The organism is Pseudomonas sp. NPDC096917, from assembly GCF_044762555.1.
In the GTDB taxonomy this organism is placed as follows: Bacteria; Pseudomonadota; Gammaproteobacteria; order Pseudomonadales; family Pseudomonadaceae; genus Aquipseudomonas.
The window spans coordinates 91305-108880 of the sequence record NZ_JBIWEO010000007.1 but is presented as its reverse complement, the minus strand read 5'-3'; the positions used below and the strand labels follow the sequence as shown (position 1 = coordinate 108880).

The 17576-nt window shown below is 56.6% G+C and carries 20 protein-coding genes; 12 read left to right on the top strand and 8 right to left on the bottom strand.

Annotated elements, in window-relative coordinates:
- The first annotated feature begins 175 nt into the window (after positions 1-175).
- Both ACIQYF_RS10260 and ACIQYF_RS10255 read left to right on the top strand, forming a co-directional pair.
- Positions 176-388: a cold-shock protein gene (locus ACIQYF_RS10260; protein ID WP_007977299.1), complete on the top strand. Its 213-nt coding sequence runs from the start codon at positions 176-178 to the stop codon at positions 386-388.
- A 94-nt stretch (positions 389-482) separates the two neighbouring features.
- Positions 483-971 carry an RDD family protein gene (locus ACIQYF_RS10255; RefSeq protein WP_402860433.1) on the top strand — a complete coding sequence of 163 codons (489 nt, stop codon included), beginning with the start codon at positions 483-485 and terminating at the stop codon, positions 969-971.
- A 146-nt stretch (positions 972-1117) separates the two neighbouring features.
- On the opposite strand, the gene ACIQYF_RS10250 is transcribed toward ACIQYF_RS10255, so the two are convergent.
- From ACIQYF_RS10250 to rpoE, 4 genes are all read right to left on the bottom strand, one after another.
- A complete protein-coding gene (locus ACIQYF_RS10250; protein ID WP_402860430.1) occupies positions 1118-2542 on the bottom strand; it encodes a DegQ family serine endoprotease in 1425 nt (474 codons plus the stop codon).
- A 184-nt stretch (positions 2543-2726) separates the two neighbouring features.
- A complete protein-coding gene (locus ACIQYF_RS10245; protein ID WP_402860427.1) occupies positions 2727-3695 on the bottom strand; it encodes a MucB/RseB C-terminal domain-containing protein in 969 nt (322 codons plus the stop codon).
- 8 nt (positions 3696-3703) lie between these two features.
- Positions 3704-4294 carry a sigma-E factor negative regulatory protein gene (locus ACIQYF_RS10240; protein WP_402860424.1) on the bottom strand — a complete coding sequence of 197 codons (591 nt, stop codon included), beginning with the start codon at positions 4292-4294 and terminating at the stop codon, positions 3704-3706.
- 31 nt (positions 4295-4325) lie between these two features.
- A complete protein-coding gene (gene rpoE, locus ACIQYF_RS10235; protein WP_019411405.1) occupies positions 4326-4907 on the bottom strand; it encodes an RNA polymerase sigma factor RpoE in 582 nt (193 codons plus the stop codon).
- 519 nt (positions 4908-5426) lie between these two features.
- Between rpoE and nadB the strand changes: the two genes are divergently transcribed.
- On the top strand, positions 5427-7043 hold the full coding sequence (gene nadB / locus ACIQYF_RS10230) for an L-aspartate oxidase (RefSeq protein WP_402860420.1): 1617 nt from the start codon (positions 5427-5429) through the stop codon (positions 7041-7043).
- On the opposite strand, the gene ACIQYF_RS10225 is transcribed toward nadB, so the two are convergent.
- Positions 7012-7464 (bottom strand): protein YgfX, encoded by a 453-nt coding sequence (locus ACIQYF_RS10225; protein ID WP_402860417.1) that lies wholly within the window; start codon positions 7462-7464, stop codon positions 7012-7014. The two genes, nadB and ACIQYF_RS10225, sit on opposite strands and share 32 nt — an antisense overlap.
- Entirely contained in the window at positions 7448-7702 is a 255-nt protein-coding gene (locus ACIQYF_RS10220) for a succinate dehydrogenase assembly factor 2 (RefSeq protein ID WP_402860414.1), read from the bottom strand. The genes ACIQYF_RS10225 and ACIQYF_RS10220 overlap by 17 nt, the downstream gene beginning before the upstream one ends.
- A gap of 149 nt (positions 7703-7851) precedes the next feature.
- On the opposite strand from ACIQYF_RS10220, the gene ACIQYF_RS10215 reads away from it, so the two are divergent.
- Positions 7852-8796: a YgfZ/GcvT domain-containing protein gene (locus tag ACIQYF_RS10215; protein ID WP_402860411.1), complete on the top strand. Its 945-nt coding sequence runs from the start codon at positions 7852-7854 to the stop codon at positions 8794-8796.
- A 21-nt stretch (positions 8797-8817) separates the two neighbouring features.
- Positions 8818-9636, top strand: coding sequence for an HDOD domain-containing protein (locus tag ACIQYF_RS10210; protein ID WP_402860408.1), 819 nt, complete (start codon positions 8818-8820; stop codon positions 9634-9636).
- Between the two features lie 168 nt (positions 9637-9804).
- Here ACIQYF_RS10210 and ACIQYF_RS10205 read toward each other — a convergent pair whose 3' ends face one another.
- Both ACIQYF_RS10205 and ACIQYF_RS10200 read right to left on the bottom strand, forming a co-directional pair.
- Positions 9805-11208: a sensor histidine kinase N-terminal domain-containing protein gene (locus ACIQYF_RS10205; RefSeq protein ID WP_402860406.1), complete on the bottom strand. Its 1404-nt coding sequence runs from the start codon at positions 11206-11208 to the stop codon at positions 9805-9807.
- On the bottom strand, positions 11201-11872 hold the full coding sequence (locus ACIQYF_RS10200) for a response regulator (RefSeq protein WP_402860403.1): 672 nt from the start codon (positions 11870-11872) through the stop codon (positions 11201-11203). Before ACIQYF_RS10200 ends, ACIQYF_RS10205 begins: the two co-directional genes overlap by 8 nt.
- 451 nt (positions 11873-12323) lie before the next feature.
- On the opposite strand from ACIQYF_RS10200, the gene ACIQYF_RS10195 reads away from it, so the two are divergent.
- From ACIQYF_RS10195 to ACIQYF_RS10165, 7 genes are all read left to right on the top strand, one after another.
- The gene (locus tag ACIQYF_RS10195; RefSeq protein ID WP_402860400.1) at positions 12324-13301 is read left to right on the top strand and encodes a Bug family tripartite tricarboxylate transporter substrate binding protein; all 978 of its coding nucleotides are present in this window, start codon (positions 12324-12326) and stop codon (positions 13299-13301) included.
- Between the two features lie 56 nt (positions 13302-13357).
- Positions 13358-13816, top strand: coding sequence for a tripartite tricarboxylate transporter TctB family protein (locus ACIQYF_RS10190; RefSeq protein WP_402860397.1), 459 nt, complete (start codon positions 13358-13360; stop codon positions 13814-13816).
- A 1-nt stretch (position 13817) separates the two neighbouring features.
- A complete protein-coding gene (locus ACIQYF_RS10185; RefSeq protein WP_402860394.1) occupies positions 13818-15338 on the top strand; it encodes a tripartite tricarboxylate transporter permease in 1521 nt (506 codons plus the stop codon).
- Complete coding sequence (locus ACIQYF_RS10180; protein WP_402860391.1) at positions 15331-16365, top strand: AbrB family transcriptional regulator; 1035 nt, start codon at positions 15331-15333, stop codon at positions 16363-16365. The genes ACIQYF_RS10185 and ACIQYF_RS10180 overlap by 8 nt, the downstream gene beginning before the upstream one ends.
- Positions 16366-16520: 155 nt before the next feature.
- Positions 16521-16790 (top strand): response regulator transcription factor, encoded by a 270-nt coding sequence (locus ACIQYF_RS10175; protein WP_402860388.1) that lies wholly within the window; start codon positions 16521-16523, stop codon positions 16788-16790.
- 34 nt (positions 16791-16824) lie between these two features.
- Positions 16825-17235, top strand: a complete 411-nt coding sequence (locus ACIQYF_RS10170) for a head completion/stabilization protein (RefSeq protein WP_402860385.1) — start codon at positions 16825-16827, stop codon at positions 17233-17235.
- Complete coding sequence (locus tag ACIQYF_RS10165; RefSeq protein WP_402860382.1) at positions 17225-17575, top strand: putative holin; 351 nt, start codon at positions 17225-17227, stop codon at positions 17573-17575. Before ACIQYF_RS10170 ends, ACIQYF_RS10165 begins: the two co-directional genes overlap by 11 nt.
- Position 17576 lies beyond the last annotated feature (1 nt).

Below are 17576 nucleotides of genomic sequence, written 5' to 3'. Positions count from 1 at the left end.
TAGTTTCGTAGAGTTCGAGCACTGTGTTTGCATGGGTCGCTGGAATCGTGACCTGGGCAGTAGCTCTATGATTGCTACAACCCGTTCTGCGTCTCTTACTTTCCTGCAACCCAGCACCAGTCCTCTTTCAATACAAAGGGGCTGTCATTAATTGTTAGCGTCAAGGAATTAAGAAATGTCTCAACGTCAGAGCGGTACCGTTAAGTGGTTTAACGATGAAAAAGGTTTTGGTTTCATCACTCCGGAAAGCGGTCCGGATCTGTTTGTGCACTTCCGTGCCATTCAGGGCAACGGTTTCAAAAGCTTGAAAGAAGGCCAGAAAGTAACCTTCATCGCTGTTCAAGGCCAAAAAGGCATGCAGGCTGACGAAGTTCAAGCTGAAGCTTAAGCCTCTGCTGCACAAAAGCCTCTGATGCTGACATCAGAGGCTTTTTTATGGGCGTAATTTCGTACTATGGGTTTTTCCTTCACGAGACCCTGCCATGTCGAAACAACCACTTAGCCCTCAAGGCGACTTTCCCGCCGTTGGCCTGGGGCGCCGCCTGGCAGCCATGTTCTATGATTTCCTGCTGTGTACTGCCCTACTGATCGTCACCACTTTTATCTACAAGCTGATCATGATGGGCTTTATCGGCGAGGCCAAAATGCGCGCGCTGTCAGAGGCCGGAGCACTGGACGGTGATCCGTTGCTTTCAACCATTTTGTTCTTCGTGCTCTTCGCATTCTTTGCCAAGTTCTGGACCCACAACGGCCAAACCCTGGGCATGCAGGTATGGGGCGTACGGGTACAAAACGCTGACGGTACAGCCATCAGCCTGTGGCAAGCGCTGCTGCGGTTTATGGTGTCGATTGGTTCGTGGCTGTGTTTAGGGCTGGGGTTTATCTGGGCGGTGTTCGATAAACAGAACCGCACGTGGCACGACCTGTACTCAAGCAGTCAATTGGTGCGGATCCCCAAGCAGAAGAAATAAAAAAAGCCCGTATCGCTCGATACGGGCTTTTTTAAAGGTTCGGACTTACCTCAAATTTCCTGTGGGAGCGAGCTTGCTGTCGATGCAAGCCACTTGCTACCTCTGACCACTAGGTCATGCCGCTCACACAGGTCAGAGTTAACCCCTTACTCGGCCAGCTTGAAGGTAATGAAGCTGGCACGACCTTGGCGCAGTACACGCATCGACACAGAACGATTTTTCGGCAATGCCTTGGCAATTTCAGTGAATTGCTTGGCATCGGAAATCGCCTGGTTGTTGAGGTGAGTAATCACGTCGCCAGGTTGCAGACCGATCAATGCCGCAGGACCGTCCTGTACGTCTTTGATGATCACGCCACCCTTGATGTCGTTGGCCTTCTTCTGCTCATCGCTCAAGTCCGCCACGGACACGCCCAGACGGTTGCTGCTTTGCTCAGCACCGGTAGTGCCCGCCAGCTCTTTGCCTTCATCCGGGATCGCACCCACAGTCAGGTCCAGCGTTTGGCGCTTGCCGTTGCGAATCACTTCAAGAGTCGCTTTGCTACCCGCCTTGAGAGCACCCACCAAGTGCGGTAGGTCTGCCGACATGATGATCGGTTGACCGTTCATGCTCAGGATCACGTCACCCACTTGCAGGCCGCCTTTGGCAGCCGGGCCGTTATCCAGAACTTGAGCAACCAGAGCACCGGCAGGTTTATCCAACCCGAATGATTCAGCCAGGTCTTTGTTGACCTCTTGAATCACCACGCCCAACCAGCCACGACTCACTTTACCGCCAGTCTTGAGCTGATTGGAAACATCCATCGCGACATCAATAGGAATCGCGAAGGACACGCCCATGAAGCCACCGGAGCGGGTGTAAATCTGCGAGTTGATGCCCACGACTTCACCCGCCAAATTGAACAGTGGACCACCCGAGTTTCCTGGATTGATCGGCACGTCAGTCTGGATGAACGGTACATAGCTTTCATTCGGCAGGCTGCGGCCGATGGCGCTGATGATGCCTTGGGTCACCGTGTGGTCAAAGCCGAACGGGGAGCCGATCGCAACGACCCATTGACCGGCCTTGAGGTCCTGGGACTTGCCCAGTTTCAGAACCGGCAGGTTTTTGCCTTCAATTTTCAACAACGCCACATCGGAACGCGGGTCAGTGCCCACCAGCTTGGCTTTCATTTCGCTGCGGTCAGACAGACGCACGATGATTTCATCCGCATCCGCAACCACATGATTGTTGGTCAGGATGTAGCCGTCCGGCGAGATGATGAAGCCCGACCCCAAAGACTGGGCCTCGCGTTGGCGTCCGCCTTGACCACCACCGCCAATGCCTGGCGGCATGCTGCGTTCAAAGAAATCACGCAGACCCGGTGGCAGGCCTTCCAGATCAGGCATTTGCATGCTCGAGACTCTGCGGTCCGGCAGCTTTTGCGTAGTACTGATATTCACAACAGCGGGCGAGGCTTGCTCGACCAATTGCGTGAAGTCCGGTAGCTGTGCTTCAGCCAGGGCCGGTACTGCCTGCCCGAGCATCATCACCGCAGCAAAAATGGGTAAGTAAGATTTCAATCGAGGCATTGATTTACAGCTCCCGTTAATAGCAGCAGGGGTAGGCACCAGATCCAAAAAAACTAAAGCCAGCATAGACCGTATTTTCAGGACCCGGAAAACAAACAAGGCCAGCGCCCGAAGGGCACTGACCTAGATTAAAAGATGAAACACAGTGCACATGGATAGGGTCACTGCTCATTTCGGCGTTCCACTAAGGTTTGGCCTGAGACGGGGTTTCGGCCTGCCCTGCTCGTATTGAGAGGGCAATACGCTCGGCGGTACCCATCGGTATTTCGCCGACAACCGTCGCCATGATGTCTCCGTCGGGCGTGGTGAGATGCCTTGAGACGGCAACGGTCGGGCCAAGCTGCAACCGCATATCGGGAACAGCGGCACCTTTCAAGGGCTCAAGAAACACAGAAAACCGGGTCAGGCCATCGTCATACATGAGGCTGGTAACTTCTGACTTGGTCTTCGGATCGCGACGCACGGTACTGCTGAGCAACTCAAAACCCGGGGGCAGCCAGTCGGAATGCCACGCATGTGCAGGTTTAATCGAGGGCAAAGCATCGTCAACCATGGCAACAGACCGGCATTGCCCGCTGGGCTTGAGCTGGCTGTCATCAGGGGGCGTTAATTCCAGATGGGTGAACTGAAAGCGCTCCAGCAGCTGGCCTTTGTCATTGAGTAGCAATGATTTCAAGGGCAAGCCGGTTTCACGGTCCAGATACAGTTCGACGCCATAACGATGCTGGTCGCGCGGCGTCAGTGCGATCACCACTACCGGGCGACCTGCTACCCGTGAGTCACCGGTGCGGGTCACGGAATACCAGTCATCCAGTCGCTGAAGATTCAGTTGTCGCGCAGCGGGGTCTGCGACATCTCCAAGACCGGAGATAAATTTGCCAGAGACACATTCCGTGCGTCCATCGGCACGAACCACCTCATAAGCAGCGCCATCGAGTTGGATCAGCCGTTCACGAACCTTCCCGTCTTTTACACGGTGCCAGATGCCATGGGTCGAAAAGCTCCCATTGCGCTCGTAAATGAAGGTGCCCTGATAACTTTGCTGTTGATCGGCTTGCCCAAGCCGTTTAAGCCAGTCTTGGGCGTCATCAGCCTGCGCGGGTACAGCAAACCAGCCACTGAGCAAAAGCGGTAACAGAGGTAGGACGCGCATGATGGTCCTTAACGATTTTCCAGGCTGGCAGCACGTGCATATGGCAGAGGACTTTCAGCACCCTTCAAGGCCGCTTGCTCAGCATGTTGGCGCAGGTAGCCCGGCAAACGCTGATCTTGCCAACCAGGTTGACCTTGCAGCACTCCGTTAGCCATAGGCCCAGTGCCATGCTCTGTATTTTCGGTGTAGTTGGCCAGAACAGCCGGGCCTTTAACCATCGGAGCACTCAGGCTCGGCTGGCCGCTTTGCTGGGCAAGCTGGGCACCGACGATGTCATCCTGGTTGTACAGTCTGACACCCGCCAGCACCGCTACGGTCACCGAGGCGGCAACTGCCAGACGGCCTATGTTGCGCCAAGGGCCACGAACCCCTTTGGCCGGGGCCTGTTCTTCGGCCAACGCGGCCGACACAGCCGAGGCGATGTCCAGGCGCGGCATCAGCAAGTCCTTGTGCATCACTGCACGGGCAACTTGATAACGCGACCAGGTGTCACGTGTTTGTGGGTCGTCAAAGGCATTCAATACCCGACGTAATTCCAGTTCGTCCGCTTCGTTATCCATCACTGCGGACAGCGATTCCTGCAGGGCTTCACGACTCATGGCGGTTCCTCTCTTGGCTGTCGCCGCTGTCTCAGTTTTCCTGCAACAAGGGCTGCAGGGCTTTATCGATGGCCTCCCGAGCGCGGAAAATCCGGGAGCGCACGGTACCTACCGGACATTGCATGACGCTCGCAATGTCTTCGTAACTCAGACCATCAAATTCACGCAAAGTTAATGCCGTACGTAAATCTTCTGGCAGAAGCTGAATGGTGCGGTGAACCGTGCCTTCGATCTCGTCGCGGAGCAAGGCGCGCTCCGGCGATTCCAGATCTTTAAGCCCGTGATCACCATCATAAAACTCAGCATCTTCAGAACTCACATCACTATCGGGTGGACGACGACCGCGTGACACCAAATAGTTTTTCGCCGTGTTAATGGCGATACGGTACAGCCACGTATAAAACGCACTGTCACCACGAAAATTGCCAAGTGCTCGATATGCCTTGATAAAGGCCTCTTGCGCAACATCTTGGGCTTCATGGGTGTCGTGCACGAAACGCACGATCAACCCGAGAATTTTGTGCTGGTATTTCAGCACTAGCAGATCGAACGCACGCTTGTCACCGCGCTGTACGCGCTCGACCAGCTGCTGATCCTCTTCCTGGGTTAGCATGAATACTCCTCATAAGACCGGGAGGAAGAGCGCTTTGCTAATTGATCAGGCTTGCAAACATAGACTCGGGCTTTACACAAAAGTTCTCTCCCCCCTGGCAAGTTTCCTGCGCACTCGGATTTGGCACGCACGAAAACGCAGCTCGGGCCTGCCCGGCTGCGTCAATAATCTTGTCGACAAATTCACCTGCCGAGGCCGCAACAGCCACCCCGCATAGAACTGACGCGACTCCCCTTTATGATGGGCAACCCTATATGGAACCCTGGCCTATTGGAAAAGTTCCAAAATGCCATATCGGATTTAACACCCGGCACATCAAAAAATACGCTTCGCGCCTCGACTCGACGCTGAGAACAGGCCCTGATTCGCTTATTTATTCTGCAAATCGGCATGCAGACAGCTCAAGTCTGAGGCACACTTCTCGCCCGCTGTAATTTCCCGATGCCACAAAGGCCCGGCTATTGTGCCGATCCCCCCCTCTATATACTAGAGGGCGCTTTTTTTGCGGACATAAGAAGAATGAGCCGACATTTTCAACATGATGTGCTGGTGATTGGCAGCGGTGCTGCCGGTTTGAGCCTGGCGCTCACGCTGCCTGGCCACCTGCGTATTGCAGTGCTGAGCAAGGGCAATCTGGCCAATGGCTCGACGTTTTGGGCCCAGGGTGGCGTCGCTGCAGTGCTGGATGACACCGACACGGTGCAGTCCCACGTCGAGGACACACTCAATGCCGGAGGCGGCCTGTGTCACGAAGACGCCGTACGCTTCACGGTTGAACACAGTCGCGAAGCCATCCAGTGGTTAATTGACCAGGGTGTACCCTTCACCCGAGATGAACCCGCTGACCCAGAGCACCCAGGTTTTGAATTTCACCTGACCCGTGAAGGCGGCCACAGCCATCGCCGCATCATTCATGCCGCCGACGCCACTGGCGCGGCCATCTTCACAACCCTGCTCGAACAAGCCCGAAAGCGCCCGAACATCGAGTTGCTCGAACAACGGGTTGCCGTTGATCTGATTACCGAACGCCGCCTGGGCCTGGAAGGCGATCGCTGCCTCGGCGCCTACGTGCTTGACCGCACGACGGGCGAAGTCGACACCTTCGGTTCGCGCTTTACGGTTCTGGCCTCGGGCGGTGCCGCCAAGGTGTACCTCTACACCAGTAACCCCGACGGTGCCTGCGGTGATGGCATTGCCATGGCCTGGCGTTCGGGGTGTCGCGTCGCGAACCTGGAGTTCAATCAGTTTCACCCAACTTGCCTGTATCACCCACAGGCCAAGAGCTTTTTGATCACCGAAGCCCTGCGTGGCGAAGGTGCACACCTCAAGCTGCCCAATGGCGAGCGCTTCATGCACCGCTTTGACCCACGCGGCGAACTGGCCCCGCGAGACATTGTGGCGCGTGCCATCGACCATGAGATGAAGCGTCTGGGCATCGATTGCGTGTACCTGGACATCAGTCATGAGTCCGACACGTTCATCAAGACCCACTTCCCAACGGTCTATGAGCGCTGCCTGGAATTCTCCATCGACATCACCAAGCAAGCGATCCCGGTCGTGCCGGCTGCGCACTACACCTGCGGCGGCGTACTGGTCGACGTGCACGGCCGAACGGACGTCCCCGGACTGTACGCGATCGGTGAAACCAGCTTTACCGGCCTGCACGGGGCCAACCGCATGGCCAGCAACTCATTGCTGGAATGCTTCGTGTATGCCCGCTCTGCTGCCACCGACATCTTGACCCAACTGGATCAGATCGAGATCCCCGACGCCCTGCCTAGCTGGGATGCCAGCCAGGTGACGGATTCGGATGAAGACGTGATCATCGCCCACAACTGGGATGAACTGCGGCGTTTTATGTGGGACTACGTGGGTATCGTGCGCACCAACAAGCGCCTGCAACGCGCACAACACCGCGTCCGTCTGCTGCTGGATGAAATCGATGAGTTCTACAGCAACTATAAGGTCAGCCGCGACCTGATCGAGTTGCGCAACCTGGCCCAAGTGGCTGAGCTGATGATCCGCAGCGCGATGGAGAGAAAAGAGTCACGAGGTTTGCATTACACCCTTGACTACCCGGACATGCTGCCCGAAGCGCTGGACACTATTCTGGTGCCAACCACCTACGTCGACTGAACTTGAGCCGCACACGCAGGCGCCGATGTTGATCCGGCGCCATCGCGTCGCCGGGGATGCACACTGACCTCACCCCGCGCTCGCCCCGCAGCCTGAAACGCACCAGTACCATGAACGGCAGCGCCAAGCTGTCGCGGTGCAGTTGCACGGCCTGCCAGCCCTTGGCACGGCTCCATAATTGCCAGCCCTCGGCACTGTATCGCAGACCGGTAAATGCACTCGCATGGGTCAACCGAATGTGTCGCGGCAGCACCCAAAACCCATGCACCATGCACAACAAAACCCCGAGCAGGCGGGCCCACTCAGGCAGCGAAAGAAGGCAGATTGAGATCATCGCCAGCGATTGGGCTGCAAGATATGCCGCCAGCAATCGGCCTGAGGCCTGCCAGCGGCATTCAAAATAATTACTTGGGTTGTACACGGTCCAGAATCATGCGGACCATGCGCTGCAGCTCCGGGTCTTCAGACTCGGCACGCTCCATGAACCAGCCGAACATGTCCTGGTCTTCACACTCAAGCAGTTTGCGGTAGCACTCGCGATCAACGTCATTAAGGTGCGGGTAAACCTCCCTGACGAACGGCACCAGCAGTACATCCAGCTCAAGCATGCCGCGCCGGCTGTGCCAGTAGAGACGATTGAGTTCAACATCTTCGACCATGGAGCGCTCCTCAAATAGAGCGCAAGTATACAGACCGATCCGTTATAGAACAGTCGGCTTTGGTCGCTGTGTGTTGATCCTTTGCGAACTACCCATTTACAGGTCACCCCTCTATGATGTGCCCCAGACTTTATAACCTGCGATGACTCATGGCCGACTCTGCTTTTTTCTGCACCCTGTCTCACGAAGGCGTTCTCGCTGTTATCGGCAACGACGCCAGCAAGTTCCTGCAGGGGCAATTAACCTGCAACCTCAACTATTTGAGCGACACGCGCTCAAGCCTGGGTGCGCGTTGCACGCAAAAAGGCCGGATGCAGTCCAGCTTCCGTATCGTCCTCGAACCCCAGGGCTGCTTTCTGGCCATGGCACGCGAACTGGTTGAGCCGCAATTGGCTGACCTGAAAAAATACGCGGTGTTCTCCAAGTCCAAACTGACTGATGACAGCGCCAATTGGGTGCGCTTTGGCCTGAACCAGGCCGACGCGGTACTGGAAAATCTGGGCATCCCGCTGCCAGCCGACACCGACAGCGTGGCCCGTGCCAATGGCCTTATTGCCATTCGGGTTTCTGAAGGACGTGCCGAACTGTGGGCCCCGGTTGAACAAACCGACGCCCTGCGCCAGCACTTGCAGGCGCAACTGGTTGAAGCCGATCTCAATCAATGGCTTCTTGGCCAGATACGCGCCGGTATCGGCCAGGTCATGCCCCAGACTCGCGAGTTATTCATCCCGCAAATGCTCAATCTGCAAGCTGTGGGCGGTGTCAGCTTCAAAAAAGGCTGCTACACCGGGCAAGAAATCGTGGCGCGCATGCAATACCTCGGCAAACTCAAACGCCGTCTCTACCGTCTGTCGCTTGGGGCGAACAACGCTGTGCCAGAACCTGGAACACCGCTGTTTTCCCCGACGCACAACAGTTCCGTGGGCGAAGTTGTCATTGCCGCTCAAGCGCAAGACAGCATTGAATTGCTTGGCGTATTAACCGCTGAGGCGGCCGAAGCGGGAGACATTCATGTGGGTGATGTGCAGGGTCCTGAGCTTTTGCTGCTTGATCTGCCTTATCAGCTAGACCGTGATCGTGAGATCCAGCGCTAATTGCCACCCTAGAGAACAACAATGAGTATGCTGGCGCACAAAGTCCAAATGGACTTGGTAAAGGCCATCGATCGAGATGACCTGGTTTTGCCCACGCTACCGGAAGTGGCGTTAAACATCCGCAAGGCAGCAGAAAACCCTGAGATCAGCGTCAGTAATCTGAGTAAAGTCATCGGTCGCGATACGGCGCTGGCAGCACGACTGATCAAAGTCGTTAACAGCCCGCTCCTGCGTGCGCTCTACGAAGTCACCGACTTGCACACGGCCATTACCCGGCTGGGCGTCAATTACAGCAGTAATCTGGCCATTGGCTTGGTCATGGAACAGATTTTCCATGCCCGCTCGGAAGTCGTCGAAAACAAAATGCGTGACGTGTGGCGCCAAAGCCTGGAAGTGGCCGGTATTTGCTACACCTTGTGCCGTCGCTACACCTCGCTCAAACCCGACCAGGCCGCACTCGGGGGGCTGGTGCATCAAATTGGCGTGTTGCCGATCCTGACCTATGCCGAGGAACACAATGAACTGCTCTCGGACCCGGTGTCGTTGAACCACGTGATCGAACGCATTCACCCGCTGATTGGCGACAAGTTGCTCGCGGTCTGGGAGTTCCCGGAAATGCTGCTCAAGCTACCCGGCCAATACCTGGATTTCACCCGAGAATCCAAAGCCTTTGATTACATCGACCTGGTGCAAATCGCCACCGTGTTCTGTCATCAGCGCAACGCCTCGATCCTGAGCCAAGAACTGAACGCCCTCCCGGCCTTCAATCGGCTGCGGCTGGATGCGGACTGCGAAAAGCTTCGGCAAGAGCTGGACGATGCCCGCGGGATGTTTATTTAACGCCCAGCATGTTCGGCCAGCGTGGTTTAAGGGGGGCCTTTTAGATCAAAACCCAGATCAAAATCAAACACTGACGGCCTGACAGCCGACCTTTTTTCCCGTGGCCATACTCGCGTGGGAACTGGCGAAGGCTGCGATCTCTTGCGTTTTAAAATCGCGCCTGCAGGTTTACACCGCACGATTGCCGCTGGCCGGCACAAAGCTCACCCGCACTTTCAACCCACCCTGGGCGCCATCATGCAGGCTGATATGCGCCAGATGCGCGCGGCAGATCTCGCCGACGATCGCCAACCCCAACCCCGAACCCGCCACCTGTTGGTTGCGCCGATAAAAACGCTCAAAGACACGCTCGCGGTCTTCATACGGAATACCCGGTCCGTCGTCTTCAACTTCCAGCACCGCCGCAGAGGTCACTCGCAAAATCACATTGCCGCCCACCGGCGTGTGCGCCAAAGCGTTGTCTATCAGGTTGCTCAACAATTCATTGAGCAAAGTCGGTTCTCCTCGCAGCCACACCGGGTGATCAGCCTCCAGCGCCAACGCCACCCCTCGATAATGCGCCAATGGCGCCATGGCCATACCAAGGTCTCGCGCCAATTGGCTGAGGTCGAGTAATTGCGCACCGCCTTCAGCAATGGCGCGAGCGCCGTTTTCAATACGCGCCAGTGACAATAGCTGGTTCGCCAAATGCGTCAGCCGATCGGTGTCCTGGCCCGCTTGCTCCAGTGTATGACGCAAGGTCTGCGGGTTATCGGAACGCCCCCCTAGCTCAAGCCGGGCCTTGAGCACCGCCAGCGGCGTGCGCAGTTCATGGGCCGCGTCGGCGATAAACTGCGCCTGGCGCTCAAACTGTCCACGCAAGCGCTCGGTAAAGTGATTGAGCGCCTGCACCAACGGTCTCAATTCACGCTGCACCGGCACCAGCGGCAAAGGCCGCAAATCGTCTGGTTCACGCTCCTCAACAGCAGTGCGTAAACGTTCCAAGGGTCTCAGCGCGGCGCTGACGGCAAACCATACGACCAGTAATGCGCCCAGCCCGAGCATGCCCAAACGCAGCAATGTGTCGGCCATCAAACTGCGCGCCATGGCCACGCGTGCTTCATCGGTTTCTGCCACGCGAATTTCAGCCATGCCATTCATGTTGGGCTCGCTCACGGCTTTGAGCAGGCTCACCACGCGCACGTTCTGCCCCAGGTATTCACCGTTGTAAAAGCGCGCCAAGGCCGGGTAATCATCGGTGCGCGGGGTGCCGGGAGGCGGCGCGGGCAAGTGCTCATAACCGGAAATCAGCCGCTGGTGAATATCGTTGACCTGGTAGTAGATGCGGCCGGCACTGTCGTAGGCAAAGGTATCAAGTGCGACGTAAGGGACGTCAGCACTCAAACTGCCATCACGTTGCGACAAGCCCGCTGCGATGGTGCGGGCAGAGGCCAGCAACGTTCGATCATAGGCGGTGTCTGCCGCTTCGCGACCGTTGAAATATGCGCTTAAACCACTGGCCAGCATCAGTACCACCAGCAACAGCGTCAGGTTCCACAGCAGCCCCCAGCGCAAGCTGTCGACCTTAAACATCACGGCTTTCCAGCAAGTAGCCCAACCCCCGAAAAGTCACAATTGCAACCGCCTGACCATCGAGTTTTTTGCGCAGACGGTGCACGTAGATCTCAATAGCGTCAGCGCTCGCCTCCTCGTCCAGGCCAAACACTTGAGCCGCCAGTTGCTCCTTGCTCATGACCCGTCCAGGCCGCGCAATTAAAGCTTCCAGCACCGCCTGTTCACGCGAGGTAAGGGTCAGCAGTTCGCCTCCCAAAGAGAAGCGTCGGGTTTCAAGGTCATAGACCAGCGCGCCGCAGCGCTGCTGCCGCTCGCCGCCTAGCACGCTGCGGCGTAACAAGGCCTTGACCCGTGCTTCGAGCTCAGTCAGCTCAAACGGCTTGGCCAAATAATCATCAGCCCCAAGATTGAGCCCATGAACCCGATCCTTGACGTCACTGCGCGCCGTCAGCATCAACACCGGCAAGGTTTTGCCACGACTGCGCAAACGTGCCAGCACCTCAAAACCATCCATGCGCGGCAGGCCTACATCCAGAATGGCCACCGCATACTCTTCACTGCTCAGCGCCAGATCAGCAGTCACCCCATCGTGCAGGACATCCACGGTCAAGCCCGTGCTTTTCAGGGCTTGAGCCACGCTCTCGGCCAACTGCAATTGATCCTCGACCAAAAGAACACGCATCGGGTTTACCTCATTGTTTTTGTAGGGACTCAAGTCCTTCTTGGCGCGGAGTTTACAGGCGGTAAACGTGCTGTGAAGCCCAAAAAACAGTGAAAAAAAACTGAAAGGTTGGCGAAAGGTTAACCGATTACGATCAAGAAACAGGCAGTTACATCTGCCGCGCTTTTGATGGATGGCGCTGCGCAAAACACCTCGAAGTGTTTTCGCCAATAAGAACAATAATGGAGCACACCCCATGCTGATGCCTCAGCGCAAAAACTCTTGCCTTACCACGTCCTCTCTTTCGCTATTACCTGCTCCAGGTCTGCGAACGACCTTCTGCTGCCCCTCACTTTATCCATGACGCCCACGATGCAAGGCTTATGCCCTGCATAAACGCTGGCGATGGTAACGACTTATAGCGACACACTTCTGCTCGCTAAAAAAAAACAATAACTCCTCTGGAGACACCATGAATTACTCACTGCGCACTCTTGCTCTTGCGGCTGGCTGCATGCTGTTTGCCGGCCAACCAATGGCCGAACCGAAACGCCCGGAATGCATCGCACCGGCCTCCCCTGGCGGTGGTTTTGACCTGACCTGCAAACTGGTGCAAAGCGCTCTGGTGAACGAAAAGCTGCTTAGCAAACCCATGCGCGTGACCTACATGCCGGGTGGTGTGGGCGCAGTGGCGTACAACGCGGTGGTCGCCCAGCGCCCAGCAGATGCTGGCACCCTGGTGGCTTGGTCCAGCGGCTCGTTGCTGAATCTGGCCCAGGGTAAGTTCGGGCGTTTCGATGAGAGCGCCGTTCGCTGGCTCGCGGCCGTGGGCACAAGCTACGGCGCTATCGCCGTCAAAAGTGACTCGCCCTACAAGAACCTCGACGACCTGGTTCAAGCGCTTAAAAAAGACCCGAGCAAAGTGGTCATCGGCTCGGGCGGCACGGTCGGCAGCCAGGACTGGATGCAAACGGCCTTGATGGCCAAGGCAGCCGGTATCAACCCGCGTGACTTGCGTTACGTGGCCCTGGAAGGTGGCGGCGAAATTGCCACGGCACTGCTGGGCGGGCACATCCAGGTCGGCAGCACTGACATTTCTGACTCCATGCCTCACATCCAGAGCGGCGATATGCGCCTGTTGGCGGTCTTTGCCAATGAGCGCCTCGACGAGCCGGAAATGAAAGACATCCCGACCGCCAAAGAACAGGGCTACGACATTGTCTGGCCTGTGGTACGGGGTTTCTACCTGGGACCAAAAGTCAGCGATGCCGACTACGCGTGGTGGAAGGATGCCTTCGACCAACTGCTGGCTTCTGAAGAGTTCGCCACCCTGCGTGATCAGCGCGAACTCTTCCCGTTCTCCATGACCGGGCCGGAGCTGGACACTTACGTGAAAAAACAGGTGGCCGAGTACAAAATTCTGGCCCAGGAATTTGGCCTCATCCAGTAACCGCCGCTGATCACAGGCTGCGCCCTTGAACAAGGGGCACAGCCCTGGAGTGCCCCATGCTTTCACAACGTATTTTTGCCTCGGCGTTGCTCATCGTCTGCGCCGGTCTGGCGGCGATGGCCTGGCCGTATCAGGCTTCGTTCTCCTACGAGCCGGTCGGACCTCGCGCCTTCCCGCTGTTGATGCTCGGCCTGATGGGCCTGGGGTTGATCTACATGATCTTTCGCCCAACGCCGGTGGTGCATAGCGAAGACGACCCGCAACTGGATCGCGACACCCTGATCAAGATTGGCCTATGCACGGTATTGCTGCTGATCTTTGCCGGCACGTTCGAAACACTCGGTTTCATCCTCAGTGCCATGTTGATTGGCATCCCGATGGCTCGCCTGTATGGAGGCCGCTGGTTGCCCAGCATTGTGATCATCAGCCTGGTGAGCGTCGGCCTTTATCTGTTGTTTGATAAAGCCATGGACGTTCCGCTGCCACTTGGCCTGCTCGACGTTCTGGAGAACTGATATGGATACTTTTAGCTATTTGGGCCAGGGCTTCGGCGTCGCGCTCAGCCCTTACAACTTGGTCACCGCACTGTGCGGCACGTTGATCGGTACGGTCGTGGGTTTGTTGCCCGGCCTTGGGCCGATCAACGGCGTAGCACTGCTGATCCCGATTGCCTTTGCTTTGGGGCTGCCACCCGAGTCGGCGCTGATTTTGCTGGCGGCTGTGTACCTGGGCTGTGAATACGGCGGTCGTATCAGCTCCATTTTGCTGAACATCCCGGGCGAAGCATCGACCGTGATGACCACGCTCGATGGCTACCCTATGGCCCGTAAGGGCCTGGCAGGTGTTGCGCTGTCTTTGTCGGCCTGGAGTTCTTTTATCGGGGCCTTTATTGCCACGTGCGGCATGGTGTTGTTCGCCCCGCTGCTGGCCAAATGGGCAATTGCCTTTGGGCCGGCCGAATATTTCGTGCTGATGGTGTTCGCGATTGTCTGCCTAGGCGGCATGGCGGGCGACCGGCCGCTCAAGACCTTTATCGCAGCGCTGATTGGCCTGTTTCTGTCATGCGTCGGGATTGATGCCAACAGCGGGGTCTACCGTTTCACCGGGGACAATATCCACCTGACTGATGGCATTCAATTCGTAGTGCTGGTACTCGGGCTGTTTTCCATCAGTGAGATTCTGTTGTTGCTGGAAAAGACCCATCGCGGGCAAGAAGCCGTGAAAGCGACCGGGCGCATGATGTTCAACTTTAAAGAAGCCTCGGCAGTGTTCATGGTGAACATCCGCTGTGGCTTGCTGGGTTTCGTCATGGGCGTGCTGCCGGGAGCTGGCGCAACCTTGGCCAGCGCGGTGGCGTACATGACAGAGAAACGCCTGGCCGGTGCTTCTGGCACATTCGGTCAAGGTGACTCGCGAGGGCTTGCGGCGCCCGAAACGGCGATTGGCGCTTCGGCCTGCGGTGCACTGGTGCCCATGCTGACACTGGGTGTTCCGGGTTCTGGCACCACGGCGGTAATGATCGGCGCATTGTCGCTGTACAACATCACCCCTGGCCCGCTGTTGTTTCAACAGCAGCCGGACATTGTCTGGGGTCTGATCGCTTCGTTGTTTGTCGCCAATATCATGCTGGTAATCCTCAACATTCCGATGATTCGTATCTTCACCCGGATTCTGTCGGTGCCGAACTGGGCACTTGTGCCAGTGATTGCGATCATTACCGCCATCGGCGTTTATGCGGTTCACGCCACCACCTTCGACTTGTTCCTGATGATTGGTATCGGCATCTTCGGTTACATCCTGCGCAAGCTTGATTTCCCGCTTTCGCCAGTCCTTCTGGGGTTCATCCTGGGCGGCCTGATGGAGCAGAACCTGCGCCGTGCACTTTCAATTTCCAACGGCGCGCTGGAGATTCTATGGGCCAGCCCAATCACCATGGGTGTGTGGGCACTGGTCTCAATCATGCTGCTGTTACCTATTGTGCGCATCTGGCGCAAACGCAGTGCCCAGCGCCGCGCCATGGCTGATGCCAATGCCTGAGTCCAGCTTCAAGAGTTGGTGGGCTACCCCGCTGGTCGGTCTGGCTGGCGGCTACCTCGCCAGCCTTATCGGCTGGCCATTACCGTGGATGGTCGGCTCTTTGCTCGCGATCATCCTGGTGCGCTGCCTGACCCCTTGGCAATTGGCTGAAATCCCCGGCGGGCGCAAATGCGGGCAATGGGTGGTGGGCATCGGAATCGGCCTGCACTTTACGCCGGTGGTGATGGAGCAAGTGCTTGCACACTTCGGGCTGATCTTTGTTGGCGCACTGCTGACCAGCCTGTCGAGCGTTATCGGGGTATGGCTGATGCGACGCAGCGGAGAAGACCGCGCCACTGCGTTTTTTTCCAGCATGCCCGGTGGCTCAGGTGAAATGGTTAATCTCGGCGCACGCAATGGCGCCGTATTAAGCCGAGTGGCTGGCGGTCAAAGCCTCAGGGTGCTGGCCGTCGTGTTGTGTGTGCCAGCCGCCTTCAAGTACGGGCTGGGTGAAGGCGCCCCTGCTTTGCAACCCAGCACAATCGACTATTACTGGTTAGCCGTGTTGTTTCCAGCCGGTGCCCTGCTGGCCTGGATATGGCAGCGCTTGCGTCAACCCAATCCCTGGTTATTCGGGCCACTGCTGATCAGTGCCACGGTCAGCATCGCGTGGAACTTGCACATTGGCCTGCCTGACGGCAGTAGCCAAATGGGCCAATGGCTGATTGGCAGTGGGCTGGGCTGCCACTTCAATCGCGCATTTTTCCGGCGGGCCCCCTCGTTCATCGGACGAACCCTGCTGGGCACTGCGTTGACGATGCTGATCGCCAGCCTGTGCGCGTTGGGCTTGAGCGCCCTGACCCATCTCGATCTGCGCTCCATCACTCTGGGCATGATGCCCGGTGGTATTGCAGAAATGAGCCTCACCGCACAAACACTGCAACTGTCAGTGCCACTGGTGACAGCCTTGCAAGTCATGCGCTTGCTCTTTGTACTGTTTTTGGCAGAACCGCTGTTTCGATACTGGACACGCGCAATTCCCCGTTAATGCATAAACCTCACATTTTCATGTAGGAATATTCCCATACTGTAATCGGTATTCCTACAGACTTGCTTCGTTGTTCCGTGGCCACCCGAACGATTACTTTTAGTACTTCAAGAGTGATCCTTCCGTCCAGCGCACACTAAAAGCAAGGGCCGCATATGAAAAACTTCTCTCTTCACCAACCCCCATTCCTGGCTCAAAAATCGCACACCTCACCGCACTGTGTGCCGATTCTCACCCCGAAAGAGCGGGAGATACTCGGGTGGTGCGCGCAAGGAAAGACCAGTGCTGAGGTGGCGATGATTCTGAACAGATCAGAAACAACGATCAATTTCCACATCGCTAACTTGCGCCTTAAATTTGGTGTGACGTCGCGTCATGCCGCCGTCCTCAAAGCCATAAAACTCGGTATGCCTTTACTGCCTTAAGGGACACTACACAAGCTCGCCCAGGGATATAACCATGAACACCTCAACCGCATATACATCCACTTTTAACTGCCTCAGCGACGATACATTTTGGCCACCCGTCAACTTGACACGACTAAGGGACGCGCTGTCATTAAACGCAACCATCAGCGAGGCTCGACTTAAAATAGCGGCACTGAGCGCCACATTAAAAGTAAATAAAACGCTTGCCGCCTGGCGCTTTAACTTGCGACAACAAGGCTATGTTCATCTTGAGCATGTGCCTGCCCCAAGCATTGATAATTGCTCACTACTAGTTACGTACTACCTCAGCGCCATTGAAACAACCACCGCTCTTGAACTTTACCAACATCTCAACGTCGCAGAGTGCGGGCGGGCGTGCCATCTTGACGAGCTCTACACCAACGGCCTTTTCACGTGTGAGTACAGGCATCATGACAAATGAACTCTTTAGTCTTGCTCATCATTGGTACCTCAACATTGGGCTGCCCGTGATCGCGATGATCGATCGTGATGCGCTCTTTGGGGCATCTCTTGGAGCGTGGGTTGTGACCAGCGCACGCAGGAGCCTCAAGGGCTGGCAACATCTGGGGTCGTTTCTCCTGAGTGCCTGCGTAGGGTATTTATTTACCCCTGTCGCCTTGCCACACTTGACTGGCTTTTCAGCAGGGGTCACTGCATTTATCTGTGCACTCGTGGTTATTCCTATCAGTATTAAACTTATGATTTGGGTCAATACCACTGACATTATCGATGTGATACGACGGTTCAAAGGCCCCAAGTAAT

Bases quoted from the DNA above. Each gene is read 5' to 3' on its own strand.
- ACIQYF_RS10195 (WP_402860400.1), top strand. From the start codon at position 12,324: ATGAATTACTCACTGCGCACTCTTGCTCTTGCGGCTGGCTGCATGCTG.
- rpoE (WP_019411405.1), bottom strand. From the start codon at position 4,907: ATGCTAACCCAGGAAGAGGATCAGCAGCTGGTCGAGCGCGTACAGCGC.
- ACIQYF_RS10175 (WP_402860388.1), top strand. From the start codon at position 16,521: ATGAAAAACTTCTCTCTTCACCAACCCCCATTCCTGGCTCAAAAATCG.
- ACIQYF_RS10205 (WP_402860406.1), bottom strand. From the start codon at position 11,208: ATGTTTAAGGTCGACAGCTTGCGCTGGGGGCTGCTGTGGAACCTGACG.
- nadB (WP_402860420.1), top strand. From the start codon at position 5,427: ATGAGCCGACATTTTCAACATGATGTGCTGGTGATTGGCAGCGGTGCT.
- ACIQYF_RS10170 (WP_402860385.1), top strand. From the start codon at position 16,825: ATGAACACCTCAACCGCATATACATCCACTTTTAACTGCCTCAGCGAC.
- ACIQYF_RS10210 (WP_402860408.1), top strand. From the start codon at position 8,818: ATGAGTATGCTGGCGCACAAAGTCCAAATGGACTTGGTAAAGGCCATC.
- ACIQYF_RS10215 (WP_402860411.1), top strand. From the start codon at position 7,852: ATGGCCGACTCTGCTTTTTTCTGCACCCTGTCTCACGAAGGCGTTCTC.
- ACIQYF_RS10185 (WP_402860394.1), top strand. From the start codon at position 13,818: ATGGATACTTTTAGCTATTTGGGCCAGGGCTTCGGCGTCGCGCTCAGC.
- ACIQYF_RS10240 (WP_402860424.1), bottom strand. From the start codon at position 4,294: ATGAGTCGTGAAGCCCTGCAGGAATCGCTGTCCGCAGTGATGGATAAC.
- ACIQYF_RS10250 (WP_402860430.1), bottom strand. From the start codon at position 2,542: ATGCCTCGATTGAAATCTTACTTACCCATTTTTGCTGCGGTGATGATG.
- ACIQYF_RS10180 (WP_402860391.1), top strand. From the start codon at position 15,331: ATGCCTGAGTCCAGCTTCAAGAGTTGGTGGGCTACCCCGCTGGTCGGT.
- ACIQYF_RS10200 (WP_402860403.1), bottom strand. From the start codon at position 11,872: ATGCGTGTTCTTTTGGTCGAGGATCAATTGCAGTTGGCCGAGAGCGTG.
- ACIQYF_RS10245 (WP_402860427.1), bottom strand. From the start codon at position 3,695: ATGCGCGTCCTACCTCTGTTACCGCTTTTGCTCAGTGGCTGGTTTGCT.
- ACIQYF_RS10220 (WP_402860414.1), bottom strand. From the start codon at position 7,702: ATGGTCGAAGATGTTGAACTCAATCGTCTCTACTGGCACAGCCGGCGC.
- ACIQYF_RS10255 (WP_402860433.1), top strand. From the start codon at position 483: ATGTCGAAACAACCACTTAGCCCTCAAGGCGACTTTCCCGCCGTTGGC.
- ACIQYF_RS10165 (WP_402860382.1), top strand. From the start codon at position 17,225: ATGACAAATGAACTCTTTAGTCTTGCTCATCATTGGTACCTCAACATT.
- ACIQYF_RS10190 (WP_402860397.1), top strand. From the start codon at position 13,358: ATGCTTTCACAACGTATTTTTGCCTCGGCGTTGCTCATCGTCTGCGCC.
- ACIQYF_RS10260 (WP_007977299.1), top strand. From the start codon at position 176: ATGTCTCAACGTCAGAGCGGTACCGTTAAGTGGTTTAACGATGAAAAA.